The organism is Bacillus bingmayongensis (assembly GCF_000299035.1).
GTDB classification, from domain to species: domain Bacteria; phylum Bacillota; class Bacilli; order Bacillales; family Bacillaceae_G; genus Bacillus_A; species Bacillus_A bingmayongensis.
In genome coordinates this window covers 464,819-490,246 of the sequence record NZ_AKCS01000005.1, presented here as the reverse complement: position 1 = coordinate 490,246, position 25,428 = coordinate 464,819, and the positions used below count along the sequence as shown (strand labels likewise).

18 protein-coding genes, 3 pseudogenes and 1 other annotated feature are annotated in these 25,428 nt (G+C 35.2%); of the genes and pseudogenes, 20 read left to right on the top strand and 1 reads right to left on the bottom strand.

Translation table 11 applies throughout. The features are described from left to right. The first annotated feature begins 122 nt into the window (after positions 1 to 122). Positions 123 to 1,631 (top strand): M36 family metallopeptidase, encoded by a 1,509-nt coding sequence (locus Y7E_RS0102670; RefSeq protein ID WP_017149777.1) that lies wholly within the window; start codon positions 123 to 125, stop codon positions 1,629 to 1,631. A gap of 66 nt (positions 1,632 to 1,697) precedes the next feature. Here the strand turns inward: Y7E_RS0102670 and Y7E_RS0102665 are convergent, their stop codons facing one another. Further along, entirely contained in the window at positions 1,698 to 2,177 is a 480-nt protein-coding gene (locus tag Y7E_RS0102665) for a hypothetical protein (protein WP_017149776.1), read from the bottom strand. Between the two features lie 216 nt (positions 2,178 to 2,393). Then, positions 2,394 to 2,606: a binding site (T-box leader), on the top strand. A 105-nt stretch (positions 2,607 to 2,711) separates the two neighbouring features. Between Y7E_RS0102665 and aspS the strand changes: the two genes are divergently transcribed. From aspS to Y7E_RS0102570, 19 genes and pseudogenes are all read left to right on the top strand, one after another. Further along, the gene (gene aspS, locus Y7E_RS0102660; protein ID WP_017149775.1) at positions 2,712 to 4,010 is read left to right on the top strand and encodes an aspartate--tRNA(Asn) ligase; all 1,299 of its coding nucleotides are present in this window, start codon (positions 2,712 to 2,714) and stop codon (positions 4,008 to 4,010) included. A gap of 251 nt (positions 4,011 to 4,261) precedes the next feature. Beyond that, the gene (locus tag Y7E_RS0102655; protein WP_017149774.1) at positions 4,262 to 5,026 is read left to right on the top strand and encodes a vWA domain-containing protein; all 765 of its coding nucleotides are present in this window, start codon (positions 4,262 to 4,264) and stop codon (positions 5,024 to 5,026) included. A gap of 11 nt (positions 5,027 to 5,037) precedes the next feature. Next, positions 5,038 to 5,811 (top strand): protein phosphatase 2C domain-containing protein, encoded by a 774-nt coding sequence (locus tag Y7E_RS0102650; RefSeq protein WP_017149773.1) that lies wholly within the window; start codon positions 5,038 to 5,040, stop codon positions 5,809 to 5,811. Between the two features lie 27 nt (positions 5,812 to 5,838). Further along, complete coding sequence (locus tag Y7E_RS0102645) at positions 5,839 to 6,204, top strand: EsaB/YukD family protein (RefSeq protein WP_017149772.1); 366 nt, start codon at positions 5,839 to 5,841, stop codon at positions 6,202 to 6,204. Positions 6,205 to 6,237: 33 nt separating this feature from the next. Then, positions 6,238 to 10,248 (top strand): type VII secretion protein EssC, encoded by a 4,011-nt coding sequence (gene essC, locus Y7E_RS0102640; protein WP_017149771.1) that lies wholly within the window; start codon positions 6,238 to 6,240, stop codon positions 10,246 to 10,248. Between the two features lie 119 nt (positions 10,249 to 10,367). Further along, positions 10,368 to 10,640, top strand: a complete 273-nt coding sequence (locus Y7E_RS0102635; protein ID WP_017149770.1) for a WXG100 family type VII secretion target — start codon at positions 10,368 to 10,370, stop codon at positions 10,638 to 10,640. An 82-nt stretch (positions 10,641 to 10,722) separates the two neighbouring features. Further along, positions 10,723 to 13,398, top strand: a complete 2,676-nt coding sequence (locus Y7E_RS0102630) for a tetratricopeptide repeat protein (RefSeq protein ID WP_017149769.1) — start codon at positions 10,723 to 10,725, stop codon at positions 13,396 to 13,398. Positions 13,399 to 13,424: 26 nt separating this feature from the next. Beyond that, complete coding sequence (locus Y7E_RS0102625) at positions 13,425 to 16,220, top strand: collagen-like domain-containing protein (RefSeq protein WP_017149768.1); 2,796 nt, start codon at positions 13,425 to 13,427, stop codon at positions 16,218 to 16,220. Between the two features lie 70 nt (positions 16,221 to 16,290). Beyond that, entirely contained in the window at positions 16,291 to 16,725 is a 435-nt protein-coding gene (locus tag Y7E_RS0102620) for an SseB family protein (protein ID WP_017149767.1), read from the top strand. Positions 16,726 to 16,785: 60 nt separating this feature from the next. After that, positions 16,786 to 18,198 (top strand): WXG100 family type VII secretion target, encoded by a 1,413-nt coding sequence (locus tag Y7E_RS30865; protein WP_017149766.1) that lies wholly within the window; start codon positions 16,786 to 16,788, stop codon positions 18,196 to 18,198. Positions 18,199 to 18,225: 27 nt separating this feature from the next. Continuing rightward, the gene (locus Y7E_RS0102610; RefSeq protein ID WP_017149765.1) at positions 18,226 to 19,458 is read left to right on the top strand and encodes a PoNi-like cognate immunity protein; all 1,233 of its coding nucleotides are present in this window, start codon (positions 18,226 to 18,228) and stop codon (positions 19,456 to 19,458) included. Between the two features lie 533 nt (positions 19,459 to 19,991). Beyond that, positions 19,992 to 20,252, top strand: a pseudogene (locus Y7E_RS34955) (pre-toxin TG domain-containing protein); the annotation flags it as partial. Positions 20,253 to 20,432: 180 nt separating this feature from the next. Continuing rightward, entirely contained in the window at positions 20,433 to 20,885 is a 453-nt protein-coding gene (locus tag Y7E_RS0102605) for a zincin-like metallopeptidase toxin domain-containing protein (protein WP_017149764.1), read from the top strand. Between the two features lie 16 nt (positions 20,886 to 20,901). After that, the gene (locus tag Y7E_RS0102600; protein ID WP_017149763.1) at positions 20,902 to 21,366 is read left to right on the top strand and encodes a hypothetical protein; all 465 of its coding nucleotides are present in this window, start codon (positions 20,902 to 20,904) and stop codon (positions 21,364 to 21,366) included. A gap of 777 nt (positions 21,367 to 22,143) precedes the next feature. After that, positions 22,144 to 22,527, top strand: a pseudogene (locus Y7E_RS0102595) (hypothetical protein); the annotation flags it as partial. A gap of 5 nt (positions 22,528 to 22,532) precedes the next feature. Then, on the top strand, positions 22,533 to 23,030 hold the full coding sequence (locus Y7E_RS0102590) for an SMI1/KNR4 family protein (RefSeq protein ID WP_017149761.1): 498 nt from the start codon (positions 22,533 to 22,535) through the stop codon (positions 23,028 to 23,030). A gap of 705 nt (positions 23,031 to 23,735) precedes the next feature. Next, positions 23,736 to 24,179: pseudogene (locus Y7E_RS29030) on the top strand (recombinase family protein); the annotation flags it as partial. Positions 24,180 to 24,397: 218 nt separating this feature from the next. Continuing rightward, positions 24,398 to 24,649, top strand: coding sequence for a hypothetical protein (locus Y7E_RS0102575; protein WP_017149758.1), 252 nt, complete (start codon positions 24,398 to 24,400; stop codon positions 24,647 to 24,649). Positions 24,650 to 24,876: 227 nt separating this feature from the next. Further along, positions 24,877 to 25,386, top strand: a complete 510-nt coding sequence (locus tag Y7E_RS0102570) for an ankyrin repeat domain-containing protein (protein WP_017149757.1) — start codon at positions 24,877 to 24,879, stop codon at positions 25,384 to 25,386. Positions 25,387 to 25,428 lie beyond the last annotated feature (42 nt).

Below are 25,428 nucleotides of genomic sequence, written 5' to 3'. Positions count from 1 at the left end.
TGCACAAATATTGAGAAAATATTACTTTATCTATCGATACAAAAAAGAGAAAGGTAATATAACAAGGCTTATAGAATTACTCGTACATTCAAAATTTATTAAGAGAGTGGAGAGTGGTTCTAATGTTCAAAAAAAGAGTAGTGGCAATTGCTACAGCGATACCGTTAGTACTTGGTACAGTATCTACTGCTTCAGCGGTAGAAGAGAAACAAGTAAAGATAGATAGGTATTCTCCTCAGGAAAAAGCAGCCGAATATTTAAAAACGAATGCCGCGCAATATTCATTAAAGCCAGATCTATCAGACTTACAGTATATTTCAACAACGGATACACAGGTAGCTTCATATGTTAGATTTCAACAAGTGGTAAATGGTGCTCCTGTATTTTCAAGACAAATAACCGTGACTCTTAATGGAAAAGGTCAAGGATTACTTGCAGTTTCTGATTATCAGCCTGTTCAGAGTGTGAAAGAAATAAAGCAAAAGATTAGTGAAAAAGATGCAGAACAAAAATCAAAGGCATACGTTGGAGGAGAAAGTGAACAAAATTTATGGGCTCCAACAATGAATGAATTTGGGTATGTCATTGAAGAAGGAGTTGCTATTCCGGTATACCGAGTTGTAGTCCATTCCAATCAACCATTTGGTGCGTGGGAAACATTCATTGATGCTGAGAGTGGAAAGTTAATTAAAAAGGTTGATATAAACAGGAAAGCGGAGGGAACGGGAAAAGTGTTTATGCCTAATCCTGTCGTATCCAGTGGTAGTTTAACTGGATTAAAGGATAATAATGATGCAGATTCCACTGCACTAAATAATCAATTAAAAACAGTTACGTTAAAAGGCTTAAATGGGACAGGTTCTTTAGTTGGAGATTACGTCACAATTTCTTCAAAGGCAAATACAAAATCGCCAACTCTTCAATTTAATTACACTCGTTCAAATGATAGTTTTGAAGATGTGATGGCATATTATCATATTGACACTTTACAACGTTACATCCAACAAATAGGTTTTAAAAATATTAATAATCGTTCTATTAAAGTAAATGTAAATGGAACGACAGCTGATAATTCTTTCTACTCTCCATCAACGAAAGCTTTAACATTTGGAACCGGTGGAGTAGATGACGCCGAAGATGCAGGAATCATCGCGCATGAATATGGGCATTCGATTCAAGATAATCAAGTTCCAGGGTTCGGAAATTCGGCAGAAGGTGGAGCGATGGGAGAGGGATTTGGAGATTTCCTAGGTGCTACTTATGAAGATACTACATCAACGACAGGATATGGAAAGGCATGTGTAGGAGAATGGGATGCGACTTCTTATTCCAGTTCCAACCCAACATGCTTACGACGTTTAGATAACAATAAAGTGTATCCAAGGGATATTGAGAACGAGGTACATGCAGATGGAGAAATTTGGGCGCAAGGAGAATATGAAATGGCACAATCCTTTGGGCGTGATGTAGCGACAAAAATCATTTTACAATCGCACTGGTCATTAACGCCAAATGCTAACTTCCGTGATGGAGCAAAAGCAATTAAACAGGCCGATGCTCTTCTATATGGAGGACAACATGCAGCGGAAATTGACCGGATTTGGGCAGCACGGGGAATTAGTATGAATTAATATTATGAATCTGAAAAGAGCCGTGATTTTTCATTCAATCACGGCTCTTTTCAGAGGGATAAATATTCATTTTTTAGCTTCTTTAAACACAAAATGCTCTTTAAACTTTCTACCTTCCACTTTTTGACCATTTCGCATTGCAAGGAAAGGATGCTCTTGCCATGTAATCATGACATCTACTTCATTTGCTTTTACGGAAACAGGAAAATTCGCATGTTCAAATCCTGTTTTCCCACTTGCTAATCGAGCTTCTTTTAAAGAAAACAGTTCATGTTTTGTCTCTGTGTTCGGTTCATTTCGGAAAACTTCCACATGGACGTTATATACTTCGTCTTTTCCAATGTTTTGTACTGAGAAGTGATACGTGTGAAAGACACCTTTTTTAGGTTGCAACATGTCCTTGTCTGTTTTCTTTACTTCATCAATATTGACTTTCCATTGTTTTGAGTTTTGCGAGATGGGTAATGATTGTGGGGAATACGCGTATACTTGATTTGTCATTATCATGCATAATAGTAACAGTGTGGAACTTACAATTTTTCTCATGTATAGACCTCCAGAATACATTTACTAATAATATGCGTGAAACAATCAATTGCTATGTAATAGAATGAGATGTTTTTGAGATGGGGAGGTTATGATTCAAAAGCATTTCAAAAACTTGAAGAAAGGATTGCAGAATGAGTTTAAAATAAAAAATCAGAAAATAACGAAAAAACACTTGCGTTTTCTCTTTTAAAGGAATAGAATACTCTGTAAATATAAAAAGTGATGAACAGGAAAAGTACATGATGCAAGGGTCTCCAGAGAGCAATCGGTTGCTGGGAAGATTGCGATACCGCATGATGGAAAGACACCTGTGAGCGTTGCTTTGAACGTGATGATTAGTAAAAGCAAACGGTACCTACCGTTATCAGGTCTAAGATGGTCAGTATGGCAATTTGGGTGGTACCGCGGAAAAAATCCGTCCCTATTTATAGGGGCGGATTTTTGTATTCTTTGAAAGGAGGTGAGTGACCGTGGATGATGACGATGACAACAATAATGTAAATAAATATGAGAATATAGGAGGAAACAATAATGGATCAAACAATGAAGCGGTCACTCGTTCGTGAATGTAAAACGTCTAGTAAAAAGGTGGTTTTACTACAAGGTTGGGTGAAAAAAATTCGTCACTTGGGGAATATCAGTTTTTTATTATTACGTGACCGAACAGGTGTCATCCAATGTGTGTTAGAAAAAGACTTGGCCGGCTATAAAGTTGATGTGGAAAGTGTTGTTCAAATTACGGGAGAACTAGTAGAGACAACGAAAACAGAATTAGGCGTGGAAGTGCTTGTGCGTAAAATACAGTTATTGAATACCTCTGATCCACTTCCATTTGAAGTGAACAAAAGAAAGCTGCAAGTTGGTTTAGATCAAATGTTAAATGAGCGCGTGGTATCACTTCGGCATGAACGGATACAGGCAATTTTCACGGTTCAATCGACACTCGTACAGGCATTTAGTGAATTTCTAATAGAGAACGATTTCACACGTATATTTACACCGAAAATTGTTTCACAAGGAGCGGAAGGTGGAGCGAATGTTTTTAAACTACCTTATTTTCAGAAAGAAGCATATTTAGCACAGTCACCGCAATTTTATAAACAAATGATGGTCGCAGGCGGATTGGAACGTGTTTTTGAAATTGCTCCAGTTTATCGAGCAGAACATCACAACTCTTCCCGCCATTTGAATGAATATATATCTTTAGATGTAGAACTTGGGTTTATTCATGATTTTCATGAAGTGATGACATTAGAGGCAGATGTTTTACGCTATATGTTTGAACAAGTAGGACAGAAATGTGAAAAAGAATTAGAGCTCTTGCAAGTTACGGTTCCTATCATTACAGAAATTCCAAAGATTACACTTGCAGAGGCACAGCGTATTTTAAAAACAAAGTACCAAAAAGAATCACCAGCTGGCGATTTAGATACAGAAGGGGAAAAACTACTTGGAAAATATGTGATGGAAACATACGGTAGTGATTTTGTCTTCATCACACATTATCCGAAAGAAGCGAGACCGATGTATACGATGCCGAATAAAGAAAATCAAGCTGTTACGGATTCTTTTGACCTATTGTATAAAGGGTTAGAAATTACGTCAGGTGCGCAGCGCATTCATGAGTATGGTATGTTACTTGCTTCTTTTAAAGAAAAAGGGCTACAACCTGAAAATTTTCAGTCTTATATTGACACATTCCGATATGGCTGTCCGCCGCATGGTGGTTTTGGAATCGGTCTAGAAAGGCTTGTTTATAAGTTTTTAGAACTATCAAATGTTCGAGAGGCGAGTGCGTTTCCGAGGGATTGTACGCGTCTTGTGCCATAACCATAATAAAAACTCTTCATATATGGAGAGTTTTTATTATGTATATATAGGAAGAAGTAGAGAATGAAAAACAATATTCGTTTCGTGAAGGAATATTGGAGAGGTATTCTTTTAATCATAAATAATAACATTGTATAAATAATAGGAAAAAAATTCTATAATACATTGAGAAAACGAAAATTCATACGTTATAATAAACTATGAATATAAAGAATTCTTGTATAATTTTTTTATGAGAAAGGGTATGGAACATGTTATATCAAACACAAGCAACACAGCAAACACCAGCGTATATTATTTATTTACTTGATGTGAGTGCATCGATGAATCAGATGATGGATGCAGGAGGAGAGGAGAAGCGACGTATTGATATTGTGACAGATGCTCTTTCCTTAGCAATTCGTCAAATGGTGTTTCGTTCTACGAAAGGCAGTCGTTTGTTGCCGAGATATCGTTTATCTATTTTAGCTTATAGCGATCATGTCTTTGATTTATTAGGTGGTGTGAAAACAATTGATGAAGTCGCAAGATTACGTCCGTTAGAAAAAATTCAAACGCATCGTTTAACAGATACAGCAAAAGCTTTTTCAGTAGTAGAAAAGTTATTGGAAAATGAATTACCAAATTTACAAGAAGGACCAGCTCCTGTTGTTTGTCATATGACAGATGGAGCATCAACAGGTGAAGATCCAGAACCAATCGTACAGCGGATTATGAATATGTCAGTACCAGATGGAAAGGTTCTCGTTGAAAATATTTTTATTTCAGATGAAATTATACAAGAGCCGATTTCAAATATAAAACAATGGAAAGGCATTATGCCAGATACAAACATTTCGGACGAATATGGTGCAAAGCTCCAGCGTCTTTCATCACCTATTCCTGAAAGTTATCGTGAAATGATGATTGAGCATGGATTTCATATTGCAGATGGGGCGCTTATGATGCTACCTGGCACAAACGCAGATTTAGTATCACTTGGTTTTCAGATGTCTGCTGCGACGCCTGTTCGATAGGGGGATAGCGAATGTTGATACATGCTTTGCCACAATTGAAAGAAACACCGTTGCAAGAAGAGACTACTGGAATTTTTACATATCGTTATAGCTATTTTAGAGCGAAAGAAACACAGGAATTAAATGAAATGGGACAGGATTTTTTAGCATTTCGGGTAAGTGGAAATCGTTTTATATTTGCACTTTGCGATGGTGTAGGTATGTCTTTTCATGGAGAGATAGCAGCCCGATTTCTTGGAACAAAATTATTAAAGCTATTTGGAACTTGCTTGGATAAGGAGCAAGATTTTTCTAGTTTTTTATACGATAATTTACAAGATTGGGAAAAAGAAGCGATGGAGGAAGTGAAAGCGTTTCAGTTACCAAAAGACACTCCTTGGTTACTTCGTGATGTATTGGAAGAAAAACGAAATCATGGCAGTGAATCCATGTTTATTGGTGGAACAATTGAAGTAATTCCAAATCGAGATGAAGTCAATTTAATGTTAGTTGCACATGGCGATTCATTCTTGCAGTTGTTTCAGGAGAATAAGAAGTGTTTTGATTTGATAGAGTATGAGAGAAATACAGAAAATAGATGGTCTACTCATCGCGGAATACTTGGTGGGGAGTTGAAAATTATTTCGAAAACCTTAGCTAGAAAAGAAGCAAATCGTATTGTCATACATTCGGATGGTTTGATGCCACTCCTTCATTATAATTTTGAAGAAGTAACAGAGGAAATCAAACGGGCGCAGAGCTCTCCAACAAGTGATGATATTTCATTCCTTGATATTTCTTGGTAAGAACATGATGGAAAAAGGTGAATAAAGTTGGAAGAAATTATTGTGACGTATATAAAGCAGTCAAATGAAGAAATAGATATTGCGATTCCAAATGATGTAAAAGCGGAACAAATTATTGAAGCGATTTTACATCATGAAAAGATAGATGAAACATTAAGTGGAATCTATGAAATTCGAGCAGCAAAGGATAAAGAAGAATGGCATTCTATTCGTAACGATGAGACTTTGCGAGATAATGATGTCTGGGATGGTCAATATATTATGTTGCATAAAAAAGGAGCAATCATTCCTTCTTTTGAAATGTTACCAGCAAAAGATCAACATAACGAATCTGTCATACCTGATGTGCCTTCTGATGAAGGAGAAGGTTATGTATGGAAAATGATTGAATAGAATGTTTTGTGAAAGAGGAAGGAGAAATGTTTTGTGCAAAAATCACCATATTTTCAGCGCTCTCCGCGTATGAAAGTAGATATACCAACTGGAAATATCGTCATTCATGATCCGCCAAATATACCGGAAGAACCGAAATTTTCAATTGAAACAATCATATTACCAGCGGCGATGACAATTCTAACACTCGTATTATACTTCGTGATGATGAAGGTTATGAAGATGAACTCAAGTTATATGCCACTTATGATGGTTTCTAGTATCCCGATGCTAGGCTCCTATATATTCACAGCAATGGGGTATATACGCAATAAGAAAGAACATCGTCAAATAGTTGAACAATTGAAAACAAGATACTTAGAACAAATTCAAAAACACAGAGTAGAGTTAGATACATTAAAGGTTGAACAAGCGAAGTATTTGATTACTCAAAATCCAAGTCCTTTAAAAAGTGTGCAACGAATTGAAAATCGAGAAAGTAATTTATGGGAAAGAACTCCGGAAAGTCCTGACTTTTTAGATATTCGTATTGGAACAGGATCCAGACCATTTCTAGTTGAATTAAAAGTTCCAGAACAAAGGGGATATGAAGAAAATGCATTAGTTACAGAAGCGCAAAATGTGAAAAGGGATTTTACAACAATTCCTAATGGGCATATTTCAATCTCTCTGAAAAAAAATGATGTAATTGGTGTAGTTGGGAATAAAGAAGATAGATTGAACTTTATTCGAACTGTAACGACACAAATTATGACGCATCATGCTCCAAATGAAGTGAAAATAGCAGCCTTTTATCATGAGCGGGAGAAAAAACAATGGGATTGGATGAGATGGCTTCCGCATGTATGGGATGAGCAACGAAGCATGCGTTTTTTAGCAGAGAATGAACAGGATGCACAAAAGTTGGCAGAATCATTATTTACACCGCTTAATATGCGCAGAATCTATAATTCCTCAGCACAAGCGGATGCAAAAGTACCATTAATCCCGATGTATATTTTCTTCTTATCTGCAAGAGAATTTTTGGAAGATGATCCTCTTATTCCTATGTTGCTCAGAGAAGGAGAAAGTGTGGGCGCTTCTACATTCATATTTGCAGAACAAAAAGAACGATTACCAATGGAATGTGATATTGTTATTAGCTTAAATGGAGAATACGGCGAATTAGTAGAAACATTTTCGAGCTCGGCTGAAACTAGTGGAACGACACGTGCTAGTTTTAAAGTGGATCGCCTTTCATTTGAACGTTGTGAATTAGGTGCTCGTAGTATCGCACCGATTCGAATGAAAAGCTCTACAGCAGCTAACATACCTAAAGTACTAACATTTTTAGATCTATTCCAAGTAAAGAAAATGGAAGAGTTACAAGTGTTAGATCGCTGGAATGAAAATCGCTATCCAACTTCATTACCTGTTCCAATTGGAGTAAGAGAAGGAAGTAAACCTGTTTTTCTAAACATTCATGACAAAATTGAGAAAAAAGGACACGGTCCACATGGACTAATGGCTGGTACGACAGGATCAGGGAAAAGTGAAGTTATCCAATCTATAATTGCAGCATTAGCTCTTACATATCACCCTCATGAAATGGCATTTATGCTAATTGACTATAAAGGTGGGGGAATGTCAAATACATTTGCAGGGCTACCACATATCATTGCGTCGATTACGAACTTAGAAGATCCAAATTTAATAGAACGTGCAAGGATTTCGTTGAAAGCAGAGTTAGAGAGAAGACAAAAACTGTTCATTCAAGCTGGAAATGTCCAACATCTTGATGAATATTATGAAACAACTTGGCGTGAGAAAGAACCTCTGCCACATTTATTTATTGTTATTGATGAGTTTGCCCAAATGAAAAAGGAACAACCAGAATTTATGGATGAACTGATAAGTGTTGCTGCAATTGGTAGAACGTTAGGGGTACATTTATTACTGGCAACGCAGAAGCCTTCCGGGGTTGTCAATGATAAAATTTGGAGTAACTCTCGTTTTCGAGTTTGTTTGCGAGTACAAGATGATGCAGATAGCCGTGAAATGCTAAAAATTCCAGATGCATCTAAAATAAATGTTCCTGGACGTGGGTATTTACAAGTCGGTAGTAATGAGATACTAGAACTATTTCAATCAGCTTGGAGTGGAGCGCCATATAATCCAGATGAAGAGAAGGTTGTAGATATTGTTGATTTCACAGAAGTAAAACTTTCGGGTAAACGAATAAAAGTGAAAAAGCGTCCGAAACCTATGACGAATAGTCCAAAGCAATTACAAGCATTTATTCAATATATACAAACAATATCTGAGAAAGAAAATATTAAACCATTACCAGGACCTTGGTTAGCGCCTTTACCAGAGAAACTATTATTAAATCAATTCTATGAAATAGAGAATTGGAATGCGGATGTATGGAAGCAAAGAGAAGAAGAATTGCAGCTAACGGTAGGGCTAATCGACGATGTGGCAAATCAAGCGCAGTATCCTTTGAAATTAGATGTACAAGAGGGACATTTAAATATTTACGGTATGCCAGGTACAGGAAAAACGACTCTACTACAAACAATAATTATGTCGCTTGCATTATCTCATACACCAGAGGAAGTAAACTTCTATGTGGTTGATTTTGGTCGCATGTTTTTAGACTTTAGAGATTTACCACATGTGGGTGGAATTGTACAAGAAGACGAAATTGAAAAAATGAAACGGTTGTTCAGCTTTTTGAAGAAGGAAGTCACATATCGAAAAGAATGTTTTTCTGATATGGGAGCAAAATCTTTCGCGATGTATAACCGAATGGTAGAAACAAAGATTCCAGCTATTGTCGTAATGATAGATGGTTATATTAGGTTCCGAAGTGAATATGAGAAGGAAAATGAAATTTTAGAGCAATTATTACGTGAGTCAAGTACGTACGGTATTTATTTTCATTTTTCACTCAACCAAACAACTGATATGTTTGACCGTGTTCGTAACAATATTCCGATGGCAATTTCGTTTGAATTGCAAGATAGAACAGAATATTATAGCTTAGTCGGAAGACCAAACTTCCCATTAATTGATGTACCATCTGGTCGTGGTTTAGCGAAAGGACAGCCCCCAGAACTATTCCAAGCAGCATTACCTTTCATTGGGGAAAATGAATTGGAATATTCTCAGCAATTAAAAACAATTATTCAAAAAATGAATGGAGCATGGACTGGAGAGAAAGCAAAATCAATTCCAATGGTTCCGAAAGAGCTGTTTGTTGAAGACATGCTAGAGCAATCGGAATCGTCACAAATTTGTGTAGGTATCGAAACAGAAGATATTCGCTTGCAAAACTTTTCATTGGAGGAAATGACAAATATTTTCATTGGTGGAAGAATTGAAGGTGGTAAGACATCTTTATTACAAACACTGATTTTTTCTCTTACCTATCAACATGCACCTGAAGAAATTGAATTACTCATGATTGATTTAAGCGAAAAAACAACGGGTATTTTGGCTCTTGGAGAATTACCTCATGTTAAAAAGCGAATTACAGATGGAATGCAATTAAAAGAAATGCTAGATGAGTTGCTAGAAATAATAAATAACAGAGAAGTGGTCATGCCGTCTTTAAATCCAAATGAAAAAATGAAGTTTCCATATTCGAGGATTATGATTGTTATTGATGATATTGATCAAATCCTGGCGTTATTATCTACTGATTTTGATGCGAAAAATAAAATGGAGCAAATTGTTCAAAACGGAAGAAATAAAGGGATCCATTTTGTTGCAGCGGCTACAACTTCAAGTGTAACTAATTATTCACATGAAAAATGGTTTGCGGAAATCAGAAAACGAAGCTTTAGTTATTTATTAGGTACCACGCAAAATAATGATGTGTATTTCTTTAATATAAAGCTTAAGCATGCAGAAATGGATCAGGAATTCCAGAGTGGGGAAGGATATTTTGTACGCAGGCAACCTATGAAAGTAAAATGTGCTTTTACACCACTACATTTACTGCAAGATTTAACAAAAAAAATTGCTAGAAAATGGTTAGAATCGGCAGAAAGAATATAAAACTTGGGTAATTTGCAAAAAAATAGTATTTTTTTGTAAATTACCCCTTTAAAAACAGTGTGAATATAGTTTATAATCTAATTGTTACAATATTAATAGATTGAAAGGGGAAATACAGGATGGCAGAAATTAAAATTACACCTGAAGAACTTGAGCGAATCGCTGGTAACTTTACAAACGCAGCAAGTGAAGCTCAACAACAAATTACTAGACTTGAAGGCGATATCAATGGTCTTGAAGGTCAATGGGCTGGGGCAACACAAGCAAAGTTCAGAGGGAACTTTAATGAATCTAAACAAGCAATGCAACAATACATTCCAATTCTACAACACATTTCTGACGAATTGAAAAAGATTGCTACTAACTTCCGTAACGTGGATAACTCATATTAATAGCAGAACAATTGCAAAAGGCCAGGAGCTATTGTTCCTGGCCTTTTCTTTAAAATTCGTCATATGAGAGTAAGGGGATAAAATGGGATTTCGACCAGAAGTAGGAGAAAAAATATCTTTTCATACAGATGTTTATAGCTTTACAAAACATCCAGCAGTTATCGGTATTGAAATGCCATATGGGCAAGAGGGTAGACAAGGGATTGTCTATCAATTACAACATGAAAATAGCGTAGAAAGAATAGCTTTAAAAGTTTTTAAAGAACGCTATCGTGATGAAAAACACCAACTGGCATTTTTAAAACCGCTTTCTCACCTAGTAGGGCTTAAAGTATGTTCGCGCTATATTGTTACAAAAGAAGAACATACAGCTGCGATTGAAAAATCAGAAGAACTTGCTAATAGTATTGTGATGCCGTGGATCGAAGGACCAACTTGGGCAGATATTTTACAAGAACAAAAATTCTTATCAAAGCAACAATGTTTTTCGATTGCCGAGGCGTTTCTTACAACGCTAAAAACAATGGAAGAGAATGAAATTGCACATAATGATTTATCATCTAGTAACATATTAATTCCTTTTTTAAGTGATAATCCAATTGAAGGTCAACATAATATTGAACTCGTTGACGTTGAACAAATGTATGGTCCGAAAAGTAAAAGACCTTCGTTATTACCAGCAGGCTCAGCTGGCTATGCGCCAACATTTCTAAAAGGCGGAGTATGGCAAAAAGAAGCGGATCGTTTTGCTGGAGCCATTTTATTAGGCGAAATATTAAGTTGGTGCAGTGAAGAAGTTCGAAATAAGAAATGGACAGATGCAAGTTATTTTAAAACAGAAGAAATGCAGACAGAGTGCGAGCGTTATGTATTGCTCAAACAAACATTACATAAAGACTGGAATAGTAAGGTTGCACAATTATTTGAGAAGGCTTGGCATAGTAAAAGTTTTGCAGAATGTCCGAGTTTTGCACAGTGGTATGATGCATTCAATAGTATTAGAGAGATGATTAAAATTGATGCGGAAAGAAAATCAGAACAAGAGCACTCTCTTTTTGTATCGAAATGTTTGGAAATTGCAAGATTACTAGAAGAGAAAGGCTTTAAACAAGCAGCTTTATTTGAATATAAAACCATTCTCAATTCATCACATCCATCAACTGCTCTAAAACAAGAACTAACATATTTGATTAAGGCGATAGAGAGTCAAGAACCTGAAATGAATCAAAAACAGGTGCTGCAAGGTTATTTGGAATTAGCTACTGAATTGGAGAGAGAAAACAATGCAGAATTTGCTTGTTTCGTCTATTCGCGAATCATACAATTTCCAAACATTGATCAAGCGTTAAAAAAGGAAATTGAGAGCATCATTGAAGAGATAAAAGAACAACAAGGAACATACCCTACTGAAGAAGTAGCCGCTGCTGTGACGGTTCCAAATAGCATTTTGCAAAACCGTAAACAGACAAAGAAACAAGTTGAATATGATATAGATGATGAAATATTAAATGCGAAAGCATCGAATCAGCCTCTTACTTTAACGCATGAACAAAGAGAACCATCTGCTTTTTCAAAGTGGTGGGGAAAAAATAAAAAACGTATTTTAATCATTGGCTCAATTGTAATTGTAGTAACAGCAGGTTCACTGTCTTATTATTTCTATACAACAAATAAGAAATATCAACAGTTCATGGATCAAGCTCGGCAAGCATATCACGATAAAAAATATAAACTGGCTGAAGAAGCTGTAGCTCAGGCGATTGTCGTGAAGGGGAAAGATGAAGCACATTTGCAATTAGCAACAATTTATATTGCGGAAGGAAAAAATAAAATCGCTATCGATTACCTTACGAAGCTAATAAAAGATAAAGAAATTGATAAAGACAACAAAGAAGCAGCGTATTTATTAGCTTCAGCAAATTTTCGAGTTGGGAAATTCCAAGAAGCAGTACCGAATTTCGAGCAGGCACTTGCGAATAATGCAAAGGGAATCGAAATATATAAAAAAGATGCGATGCGTGATTTAGCTGTGAGCCATATGAAAATGAAAGAATTTGAAAAAGCAGAAGATGTCATTGTTAAAATGAGCACAAAAACAGATGAGGATAAGGCAATTGTTTCTTATCTAAAAGGTCAATTGGCAACAGCAACTGTGCAATTAGACAAAGCAGAGTCCTTTTTTAAAGAAGCCATTAAAGAAGATGACAAAAATGCTACTTATGTAATTGAACTTTCTAACCTATATGTACTTTGGAATAAGACGAACTTAATTGATAGTGCGAAAAAAGAAGGAAACTACCAGCAAGCATCACAAGTATTACAAACTGCAATCCAAAAGGATCAAAATAATATAGAGCTATTAAATCAATTAGGAATTGTGTATTACGAAGCTGGTCAATTTTACGAAACGCGTGATGGGGGCAAAAGTACAGTAGCTTACCAACAAGCACTGCAAGCTTATAACAGTGTTGTCAATAGTGGTACACGCGACACAAATACGCTTGTAAATATAGGGATTTTATACGATAAAGTGGGACAAGGAAATGAAGCAGAAAGGTTTTTCTCTGAGGCATTTGCACAGAATGATGAAGACCCGCATGTGAATTTTGCATATGGCATGTTTAAAATTAAACAAAAGAAATATGAGGAAGCAAGCCGATTCTTAAGAAAAACCGTACAAGCAAATGAAAACCAAGCTGAAGTAAAAACAGCACAAGACAAACTATCAGAAATGAAAACGAATGGCTGGATTCAATAAAGATGGGAAATGGGGAGAAAGACAGTATGGAAGAAAATAATAATTTAGGTAAGAAAGTTGCAATATCTGTTATGTCAGCAGCTTTATTAGGTACATCTGGTTATCTTATCTATGATAAAGGCTTTAATACAGCTGGAAAAGAAACAGTAAAATTAGCAAGTAATACAGAAGAGAAAAAAGATGATCGTATTACAGGAGGAAACGGCCTGCAATCTATGTTTCCTAATTTACTTGCTGATCCAGCAAAAAAAGATGCAAAGCCGGGTGAAAAACCAAACATTAATCTAGCAGATTTAATTGGAAATAATAAATCTCCAATCACGCCAGTAACTTATAGTCCAGATGAAGTGCAGATTGCAAAAAAAGATCCTGAAATTAAATTATCTGATGCACCAGCACCGCCAAAGCTTGACTTACCAACTAATATGGGGGGGCCGGTGGTGGATCCAGGTAAGCCAGTAGATCCGGGTACACCAGTGGATCCAAAGCCACCAGTAGATCCAGGAAAAGACCAAGATCCAGGAAAAGACCAAGATCCAGGAAAAGACCAAGATTCAGGAAAAGACCAAGATCCAGGAAAAGACCAAGATCCAGGAAAAGACCAAGATTCAGGAAAAGACCAAGATCCAGGAAAAGACCAAGATTCAGGAAAAGACCAAGATCCAAAACCAGATCCAGATCCAAAACCAAAACCAGATCCAAAACCAGATCCTATGCGCCCAATAATAACAGTATCACCGAAAACAGGTGATATTTTGGTTGAGTGGTATGCTGGAAACGGAGAATATTACTCATCTGTATTCTTTAATGATTATTATGGTAGTCAAAATGGACAGGATTCAAATGTATTAAATGGTCTGACTAAATATTCTAAAGAAAAGAATGACTGGACGCTTGTTAGCCAATTGAATACGTCATCAGAAGCAAAGGCGGTAGCCGAACATAAGTTAGCATTAGATAATTTAGACCAAATTCTGAACCCATCAAATAACGATTATTCAAATCAGAGAGAGTTATTCTATTTCCGTAATCAAATTAATGTACTGCATGAATCAGTTGCAACACAAGAAGAGTTACAAACATATTTAAGTGAAAAACAGAAAGAGTATATTCAATCAGTAGCAGAAAAAGTGTATCAAACAGCGATAGAAGAAGAACAGATTTGGTCTAATGAAGGGGATACAGCATCTTTAGAACAAGCTTTAAGTAAATATTATTTAATTACATCAGTTTTTGAAAGTGTGGATTCTAAATTAGTAGAAGATGCAAATCAACGTGTAGAGGAGATTTTCTATAAGCTGCTCCAAGAAGAATTGAAGAATATGGACATTCAAACGCCAGTGGTAGCATCTACAACGGGAACAGAAGAAACTTCAAAAGAAGCTGCAAAAGAAACTGGTAGTAAGGAAGAAACAAAAACAAAAGAAGATAATACCGAAAAAACAGAAGCAATCGAAGCGCCTAGTGAGCAATGGACAAAAGAGGAACTGGTGAAAGGAAATACAGAGGGCAAAGAGAGCGAAGAGAGTAAAGAAAATAAAGAAGATAAAGAAAGTAAAGACACTGTAAATACTAAGAAAGAAAAGGATAACAAAGGCACGAGTGATCAAAAGAAACCAGAAAAACCAGATCCAATTCATCAAGTAATTGAGCAGATTGAAACATACTTACATCCTGAAAGTTTACAATATGAAAATGCTCTATTATTAGCAAATCAATGGATTGATGGGGCAAAAGGTGAGCAGCAAGATAAATTAAATCAGCAATTTAACGCGGCTGTAGAGGGACTTCGAGGACAAATGAAAGACCCTAACGTTTCCATTGATGACGCCCTAAAGAAAGCGAATTTGTTATTTGGTACAGCAAGAGTAGAAAAATCTGTTCGAGATGAAGCGAATAAATTATTGATGTCACTTATGTTTGAAAAGAAAGCAAATGAGGCAGCAGCTAAAGAAGAATATTATACTGCTGTATTAAATATCGCAAATGCAATCCGTACCAAACATCCATTAGAGCGCTCTAGAGAAGAAATGGTAAGTTATGCGAATAAACTATGGGAAAGCACAGAGAAAGACTGGAATGAAATGAATGGAACAGCAGGATGGCAAAATAAGGTAGAGGAAACGGTGCTACCATCATACACATTACTCGCACAGTTAAAAGATATCGATAAAACAATTGGACAAATTAGTGGCATGAGTATGATTGATCGAGCTTCTAAAAAAGTAGAAGGAATTCAACTTATCCAAGTAGCGAGTGGTGAAGCAAATAAACAAGGAAAAGATTCACTTTATAACGCTTTACATTATTATGGTCAGGCAGCTTCCCGTGACGTAATTGACACCAAAGGATTTACAAAGGCCGCTAATGATGTATTAGAAGAAGCAAAACAGGCAGAAAAAACTAATTATCTATCAGCTTTAAAGATCTATCAAGTTCTATATAAAACACCAGAAATTGAAAAAACTGGGGTTAAGGATGGAGTAAAAGCGGCGATTGAGTATTTAAGTACATTTGATGCTGCGAATAAAAAGGCAAAAGATGTAAAAACTATTGAAGATTTAGCAGCAGCAATTGAATTAACATATCAATCAATGAAACTAGGATATCAACAAACTCCTGCAAAGGAATTAATGAATGAGTACTCTACTCTTATGTTGGAGACGGGAGAAAAGGCCTTTGAAGGAAAGAATTTTGATGCAGCATATAAGTGTTTTGAATTTTTAACTCGTGATCAATATGCAACCGCTATTGACGAGAATACACGTAAAAAGGCAATGGATAAAGCAAACGAAATTAAAGCCATGGATGCTAAAAAGTAAATATTTGTGAAGTTCGCCATCTTATCTCAGGTAAGATGGCGAACCTATTCTCATTAAGGAGTGAAAGAGAATGAGTTTACTAGAAATTTGTCCGTTAGATGAGGCGCTAGTAGAAGCATTACAGAATGAAGAAAAAAGAGGACACTTTTACGATATTTTACAAAAGTCAAATTTATACGTTGTCGCTTCTGTAGAGGGGGATACAAATACGGATGAAGACGGCAATTTGATTTCTACAGAAAATACACAATTGCAAATTCATTATTTTGAAATGAAAGAAGGATTAATGTTACCGCTTTATTCTGATTTAAAGCATTTAGAAATGGTGATTCCAGAAGACTGTCCGTATGTTTGTATGAATGCTGTTGAATTATTACAAACAGTAGATTTAGAGGCGAATGTGATTTTAAATCTAGGGACACCATTTCAAAAATTGTTTGTAAAAGAAGAAATCGAAGCCATTTGTGATGGGAGTATCTTTGATATTTTTTCTAAAGAAGTATAAGCAATAATAGATGCAGTTCCTGCTCTTTTTGGTATAAAATAGAGGAAGGTGGGAGAAGGTTTGGAGATTAAAGTCAAACCCGAACAACTCGAACAAATTGCCAAAAACATCTCAGAAATGCAGAGACACAGCCAGAATGTACAACAGAATCTCAATCAAGCGATGTTCAGTATTCAAATGCAGTGGCAAGGAGCAACGAGTCAGCGTTTTTATGGGGAGTATATGAAATCGACGAAACTAATGGAAGGGTATATACATAACTTACAAGAGACAGAAAAGGATTTACGGCGCATTGCCCAAAAGTTTCGTCAAGCAGATGATGAATATAAAAAGAAACAAGCAGAAAAAGTAAAAGAAGCACCTAAAAAAGAAAAGAAAAAAGAAAAATCGTGGTGGGAAAAGGCACGCGATGAAGCAGCGGAATTTTTCGGTGTAAACGATGCGATTAGAGCAGTTACAGGTAAAGACCCTGTCACAGGTAAAGAGCTATCTACAAAAGAAAGACTCATTGCGGCAGGGTGGACGGCTCTGAACGTTATTCCGGTTGGAAAAGTCGTCAGTGTTGGTGGAAAAGTAATTAAGTATGGCGGAAAGAAGGTCGTAGAAGCAGTAGAGAAAGGCGGAAAAGCTCTTCTTGATGGAGCGAAGAAAGTGTCAAGTAAGCTACAAGAAGGCGTATCTTTTGTCGCTTCTAAAACTAAAGGTCTGGTTAATAAAGTAGGAGACCTGTGGAATAAAGGGAAGACAAAGGTTAAAAACGATTTTATAGAAGCAGATAAGGCATTCCGTTATGCTATCAAAAAATTAGGAGAGTATGTACCGAAATTTGGTAGAGGACCTTCTCTCGCAATGGAAGGTGTAGGCGCCGTTTCTGGTGGAGGAAAGAACCTGCTGAAAGATGCGTATCAGTATGTGAAGGATACTGGGGAGAAGGTTTTTGGTAAGGATACGGGTAAAGATAGTTCTGGTGGAAGTAAAAAAACAAATGTGGATGACTTTAATGCGGAAACAGCTACAGCTAAACAAAAAGGTAATTTTGGTGAAATAAAATCAGGTGATAATTTATTAAACAATCAAAGTATAAAAGATGCTGGATATGACTTAAAGGTAATAGGCAGGGATTTACCATCAACCATAGATGATAAAATAGTAAAAGGGATTGACGGATTATACGAAAATACAAATGCAGAATCAAAGATCAAATATGTTATTGATGAATCTAAGTTTGGTAGTTCACAATTAGGAAAAACTAAAGATGGACCACAAATGTCAGATAATTGGTTGACAGGTTCTGAAACTGGAAAAAGTAGAATATTGAAAGCTGTTGATGGAGATGAAGAATTAGCAGAAAAGATTACGAATGCATTGGAAGATGGTGAAGTTGAAAGAGTATTATCAAAAATCGATAGTAGTGGAAATGTAAAAACATATAGGATAGATGCAGATGGTAACAACATTGGAGAATGGCCATAATTTAGAAGCTAGGAGGAATCAAATAGAATGAGAGATCATTTATGTATAGAAGAAAAATGTAAAAAAGGAATAGAATATCATAAAAAGTTTATTGAAGAAAATAGAGAAGATATTAAAAGTTTGGAAGAAGATGAAAAAAATGGTATTCAAAGAAAACCTAAAGATAATAAAAGTATTATAGAAGGAAGATATTTAAGAAATTTTATACATGAGACGAATGATATTAGGGCAATGTATTCTTTAGGAGAAGACATTAGTGCAATAGAAGCATATTTTCATAATGCAATTGATGATTTAGAGCATACAGGGAGTAGGGAAGTTGGATATATAAATCTGCTTTGGATGATTTCCTTAGGAATATTATTAGAAACGGATAAAAAGAATATAGAAAGATTAAATAAGTTAGTTGAGAAAAAAAATATGAATGATTCAGTGATTGATTTTTTATTATGTGCTAGTGATATTGGATACACAAAAATCACCAATGTTTATTTTAAAGAAAATCCATATGCAAAAACAAGAGAGATTATAGAACTTGCACAAACAGATAAGAAAGAAGCATCTAAAAGATTGAAAACGTATATGGAGAAAGAATGGTTTAAAGGCCATTATGATTATGAATGGAAAAATGCGCATAAAGAACCTGGATATGTAGGGTTTTGGAGCTTCGAGACAGCAGCACTAGCAAAGATACTAGAACTTGATGATACAAGCCTAATAAATAATAATCACTATCCATATGAATTGGCACATTACAAGAATTCAATGAAATTCAAACACATCTCCCTAAGTGAATACAACAATGAGCATGAGATTGAAGAGATAGATGAAATAATAGAAGGAATTGAAAATAATCCTTTATTGGAAAAGATTATTCCTTCAAGATGGCACTCATTTGTTAATGAATTGATACATGATTATGAGAATATGGATGATAGTAGTTTTTATGAAAAATACAAAAAAACTATAGGAATAAACCAAATCTGGTTTTTATTACAAGAGTATGAAAAAGAAAATGAGCAAAAAAATCTCTTAGGAAGTTTAATTGTTTTTGCAATGACCGAAAAAGGATATATATTGCAATTGGACTATAAAGAGGATTTAGAGGACTACGTTGATAGTATCAAAAATTTCTGGAATGAATCAGAAACAAAATTAGTTCAATTTATATTAAATAATGATCAGAATTATTATGCATTGGTACCAATAGATGGAAATATTGGGGATATGTATGAAGTTATTGTTAAAGATGTAAAGTAAATATATTTAGAAATCAGTAAAAAATCTATTTTATTGGTTTTAATGAGTAACTTTTCAATCAATCGAGTACTGTTAAGGGATCTGTTAATAAATGTGTGTAAACTAAGTTGAATTGAATAAATGATAAAATGGTGGTAGTTGGAAAATCCGACTGCCACCATTTCTTTAGTGGGCTTGACTTTATTATTTAGAGTACGGGTAACCTTATTGGAGAAGTTTTAGAAGATAGGTTTAGAGTCGTAAGAACTAAACTATCTGATTCACATGCCAATAAAATAAATTAACAGTAGTGTTAGAACAGTGAAGTGACTGTTAGCAGTTTTATTGTGTTACTCGTTGGTTTATCTATATAATTTGAACTGGAAGATTAGTTATATCTTCCAGTTTTTTATTTGAAAGAAAAGATAGATATAATTAATAGAAGAAAAATATAAAAAGCTAGAAAAAATAACGAAATATCGTTTAAAAGCTGCATCAAACAGCTGAATCTTTAGTGTGGATGATGAAATCAGAGGAATTATGGGAAAAATCCTTGTACAGGTAAAGAACTATCCACAAAAGAAAGACTCATTGCGGCAGGGTGGACGGCTCTGAACGTTATTCCAGTTGGAAAAGTCGTCAGTGTTGGTGGAAAAGTAATTAAGTATGGCGGAAAGAAGGTCGTAGAAGCAGTAGAGAAAGGCGGAAAAGCCCTTCTTGATGGAGCGAAGAAAGTGTCAAGTAAAGTAAAAGAAGACGTATCTTTCGTCGCTTCTAAAACGAAAAGTCTCGTTAATAAAGTAGGAGACATGTGAAATAAAGGGAAGACAAAGGTTAAAAACGATTTTATAGAGGCAGATAAGGCATTCCGTTATGCTATCAAAAAATTAGGAGAGTATGTACCGAAATTCGGTGGAGGGCCTTCTCTTGCGACAGAAGCTGCAGGCAAGATCCCTAGTGGAGGAAAGAACCTGCTGAAAGATGCGTATCAGTATGTGAAGGATACTGGGGAGAAGGATGTTGTTAAGAAAAACAGTGGAGCTGATTTGGATTTTAGAAAAGTAAATGTTCAGATTAATGAGATTGGAGAAACCTTAGCTTCTCGAAAAGAAATTAGAGCATATAAAAAACAATGGGGAGAACAGGGCATCAAGGTTAATATAGATAAAAAAGGAAACGTTCTTCCAGAAAATGTGGAAGCAGCATTTGATTTTGTTAATGGGGAGATATATCTAAGGAAAAATCCGTCAGTTATAAACATACATCATGAGGGATTCCATGCAGAGCAGTGGTTAGATATAGGAAAAGAGCAATATATGAATCTTAGCAGATTGGAAAGAGAAGAATATGTATTTGAACAAATTATGAAAAATCAGCATTTATTTGATGAAGCATCAATTCAACATTCAAGAGAATATATAAACAGATTGCGAATGAAATATAAGTGATTGAGGAGGAGAAAAAATGAGAAAAAAAAATTATCACAATAGGACTAAAGAGGAATTAGACGCTTTATTAGAGTCTGTTGACAAGGATTTTCCAAGACATTATCGTAAATTAGAGGAAATTACGATTAATGTAATATTGAAGCCAGAAGAAGTTATAGAAATTGCTAAAAAATATCATCAAGAATATGAACTGGATGGAATAATCGATGAAGATATTCGGAATTTACGATTTGATGAGGCTTATACATTCAAAATTGATAAAGAAAATAGAAATAATGATGATGTAAGAACGGCATGGAGAGTATTAGTAGATTTACCAGCAAACCCTTTTCTTATGGAGGACTATACATTGATTGTGTCTGATAAAGATAAAAAAGTGATGGGAATGCTTGATCCAAACGGACATCCAGTATTTAAAGGAAATGAATTTACGGATGAAGATATCGAATATATTATGAATGATGAGGATACTGAAGATTAATAAAATTATTAGTTTAGTATAGGGTTTTATAAATAGAATAAATCGTTATTATGCAATTTTGTGAGTTTCTCGATCATTGGTAAAGAACCATATCCACTTTACAGGGTTATTTAATGAAGCCTTTGTCTATACGATCTGAACTGGAAGATGTTATTAGTCTTCCAGTTTTTTATTGAACTGAAAAAATAGATATAATTAAAAAAGGAAATGTAAGATAGTTAGAAAAACGATGGAAAATTGTTAAGAAGTTTTAACTAGCAAATAAATTTTTATATGTAAACACCAATATCAGGGTATATACAGGTAAAGGACCCTATCACAGGCAAAAAATCCAAAGAAAGACTCATTGCGGCAGGGTGGACGCTACTAAACTTTGTACCAATTGGAAAAGTCACGAGTCTCAGAGGGAAAGGAATTAAATATATTGGGAAAAAGGTCGTAGAAGCAGTAGAGAAAGGCGGAAAAGCCCTTCTTGATGGAGCGAAGAAAGTATCAAGTAAAGTAAAAGAAGGCGTATCTTTCGTCGCTTCTAAAACGAAAAGTCTCGTTAATAAAGTAGGAGACATGTGGAATAAAGGGAAAACGAAAGTTAAAAACGATTTTATAGAAGCAGATAAGGCATTCCGTTATGCTATCAAAAAATTAGGAGAGTATGTACCGGAATTTGGTGGAGGGCCTTCTCCTGTAATGGAAGGTGTAGGTGCGATTTCTGGTGGAGGAAAGCAGTCTCTGAAAGATGATGTAATTCAGTTTATGAAAGAGACTGGGGAGAAGGTTTTTGGTAAGGGTACGGGTAAGACTACAGAACCTTACGATGTAGTACCGTATAGACCAAGCAATTCACCACTAGAAAATCATCATGACGTTATGGATGTTTGGGCTAAACATAATGTCCCCGATTATGTAAGTAGAGGGGCGAATACTCCAACTATAGCTTTAACTCAAGAGCAACACAATGCTACTAAAGCTGTTTATAGACAATGGCTATTTGATAAAACAGGGAAAAAAGTTGGAGGTAAAGTAGAAACGATTTTTTGGAAATCTGTTTCACCAAAAGAAATACAAGAATTGACGGAAAAAATGTTTGATGCTGCGAATGTACCACGTTTAGCTAGACAAGAGTATTATAGGGCTTTTAATCAATATAATTTTAGGGAGTAATTCAGATGGAAAATATTAATCAGTTGATTAAAAAAGTAAAATCATTACCTAATTGTCGAGTTCAGGAGCCTACAGAATTACCGATAATTGATAAGAATAAGCATATGCTACCAGGTGATTTAAAGGGGTTTTATAGTCTTTGTGGTGGTCTTACTTTATTTGAAAATGAGGAATATCCTATTCATATTGTTACCCCAGAGGAGCTTATTTTGGCTAATCCCGTAATTGTAGGAGAGTTATGTGAAGAAGATATTTCATCAAATTGGTATATTATATGCAATGATGGTAAGGATGAGTATTTAACAATAGATCTTAGTGAAGAAAGACTAGGGAGATGTTATGATAGTTTCTTTGATCGACATGGAATTGTTGGGGAGTCGCAAATTATCGCAACTTCATTCACTGACTTACTTGAAAAACTTATTAAGAATAAAGGACAATATTGGTATTGGCTAAAGAGTGAATTTGAATCACTTGGAGATGCTTATGATGATCAAGAGTGACAAAAAACGTGATACTAAAAATAAAAACACAAAATTGTATGGAACAAGCAATATGAAAAGAAAGTTAGAATCTTTGAGTGGGATAGGAAAGTGACAGGGTGTTTGAAAGTACATACTCCATGATGGTTGTACCACCATAGAGTATTATGTGCAATGATAGAATAGAAAACGAAGTACGAGCTTAGGCGAGATGACATTTTACATGGCGATGAATATAAACACATGGAATGGACATTAAACTAACGAACTTGTACAAACTCGTAAGTTTTAACATAACACTTGTCACGACATATAAAAGGTGTCATATTGTTACTTTAAAACTTACAAATTTATGCTACTTAAAAACAGATGAATTTAAAGCACTTGATTGTCTATAAAAGGCAATGAGTGCTTTTTGTGTTTTAACGTGAAAGTTTTAAAGAGAATTATAATTTTATAAGTGTATTAATTGTTAAATTTTATAGATTGTAATGGCTGTGAACAGTGTACGACGATAGTAGAGAAAAAATAAAGGGTTGTATTATTTTTTGAAGTCATCGTAAAGTACATTTTAATGGATGCATGTTATGCACAAGTTATCCGTAAAAAACGGGTAAACGTTACAGGGACTGTAATTGCTGTAACGGGAGGGGGTTCGATATGGAAGAGAAAGTAGTTGGTTATGTATGAGTTTCAACAGAAGGACAAGTACGTGAAGGGTACAGCTTGGCGTATCAAGTAGAAGAAATTGAACGGTACAGTAACGAGAATGAACTACAACTGCTTCACATATACGAAGATGGATTAACAGTTGAACGTGAAGGTCTACAAGAGCTATTGTCGGATATGGCGTATCAACAAGTGAGTCAAATTGTTGTACTAAATACATCTCGTTTATGGCGCTCAGACATGGCAAAAGTGTTAATACAACGAGAGCTAAAGAAATATGAGGTAGATGTGAAATCAATTGAACAACCCAATTACAGTATATATGCACATGACCCAAATGATTTTTTAGTAAATGGCATGTTAGAGCTATTAGACCAATATCAACGTCTTGAGATTGCATTAAAGCTAAGTAGGGGCAGAAAGAAGAAGGCGGAACAAGGTGGGTATGCAGGTGGCGGTGTACTGTTTGGCTACAAGGCAACAAAAGGACAGACTTTGGTGTGTATTATGAGAAGACTTGTAAACATTGTATATGGCATGATGAAATATAAAACAGCTTATGAGTTGCCGGTAGTATAAGAGAAGGAAGTAGTTTAATAAGGTTTTACATGGTTTGCTTTTTTGTTGTGAAGGTTTAAGATTACAACATAGGGTACGGGTAACACCGTAAGCGATTATCTTGATGATATGTCGAGGTTGGTAGTGTTAATGCCACTAAGATGAATAAGCTTAAAAATGCTATTCAAAATAATACTTTTAGTGTAGATGAGTTGTCTGAGATTAGTAAAAAGATGTCTGATTTAGGCATTACTAAAGAATATAATGAAGCATTAATTAAAATTGATTTTGGTAAGTATCTTAGAGGACTAATAGGTGATCCACATACTGCTATGATAAATCCACATGCACATCATATTCTATTTAAAAAAGGTCTTGGCCAGAAGCAACAAGAACTAGTTCGAGAGGGTTAAGAAATATTAAAAAGGTATGGAATAGAACCGATAATTGGTAAAGAAAATCTTGTTTGGGCACCAAATAGAATTACAGGACAACACGGTATAGAACGTCTTCAACATATTGTTGATAAGTTGAAAGAAGTAGATAGTTTTGGTGGAACTCGTGAAAAAATGGTTGAAATGCTTAAGCTACTAGGTGAAGAAGCAGTATCAAAGCAATAAAGATATTTTAGGAGGATTCTATGGATAATAAGGAAAAAGCAATAAAAATCTATGATTTAATTAAGAATGGTGATATAGAACAAGCGAAAGAGATAATTATTACTGATAAAAGTTTGCTTGATTTTGTAACACCTTTTGGAACGTGGCTACATGTTGCGACTAGAGCTGGTAAACTGGATATGATAAAATTTCTAGTTGAATCTGGTATGGATATTAACATAAACGAAGGTGTACCAAAGTCAGCGCCTATTGCACATGCAGCTAGTGAAGGTGAAATTAGTATTGTAGAGTACTTATTTGATAATGGTGCAATATTAGATGTTAGTGACCCAAATAGAAATCCTCTATTCTCAGCGATTTATGGTGGGCACCTTGATATTGTAAAGTATCTTGTTCAGAATGGTATTGATATTACTGTTAAGTATACAGGGGATACTATGAAAGATATGGGAGCTTATGAATTTGCTATTGAAAGAGGGCAAACAGAAATTGCTGAATATTTAAAGATGAAGATGGGAGAAAAAGAATAAGTAAGAGAGATTGATATTGTTTTACTAATTATGAATGACACA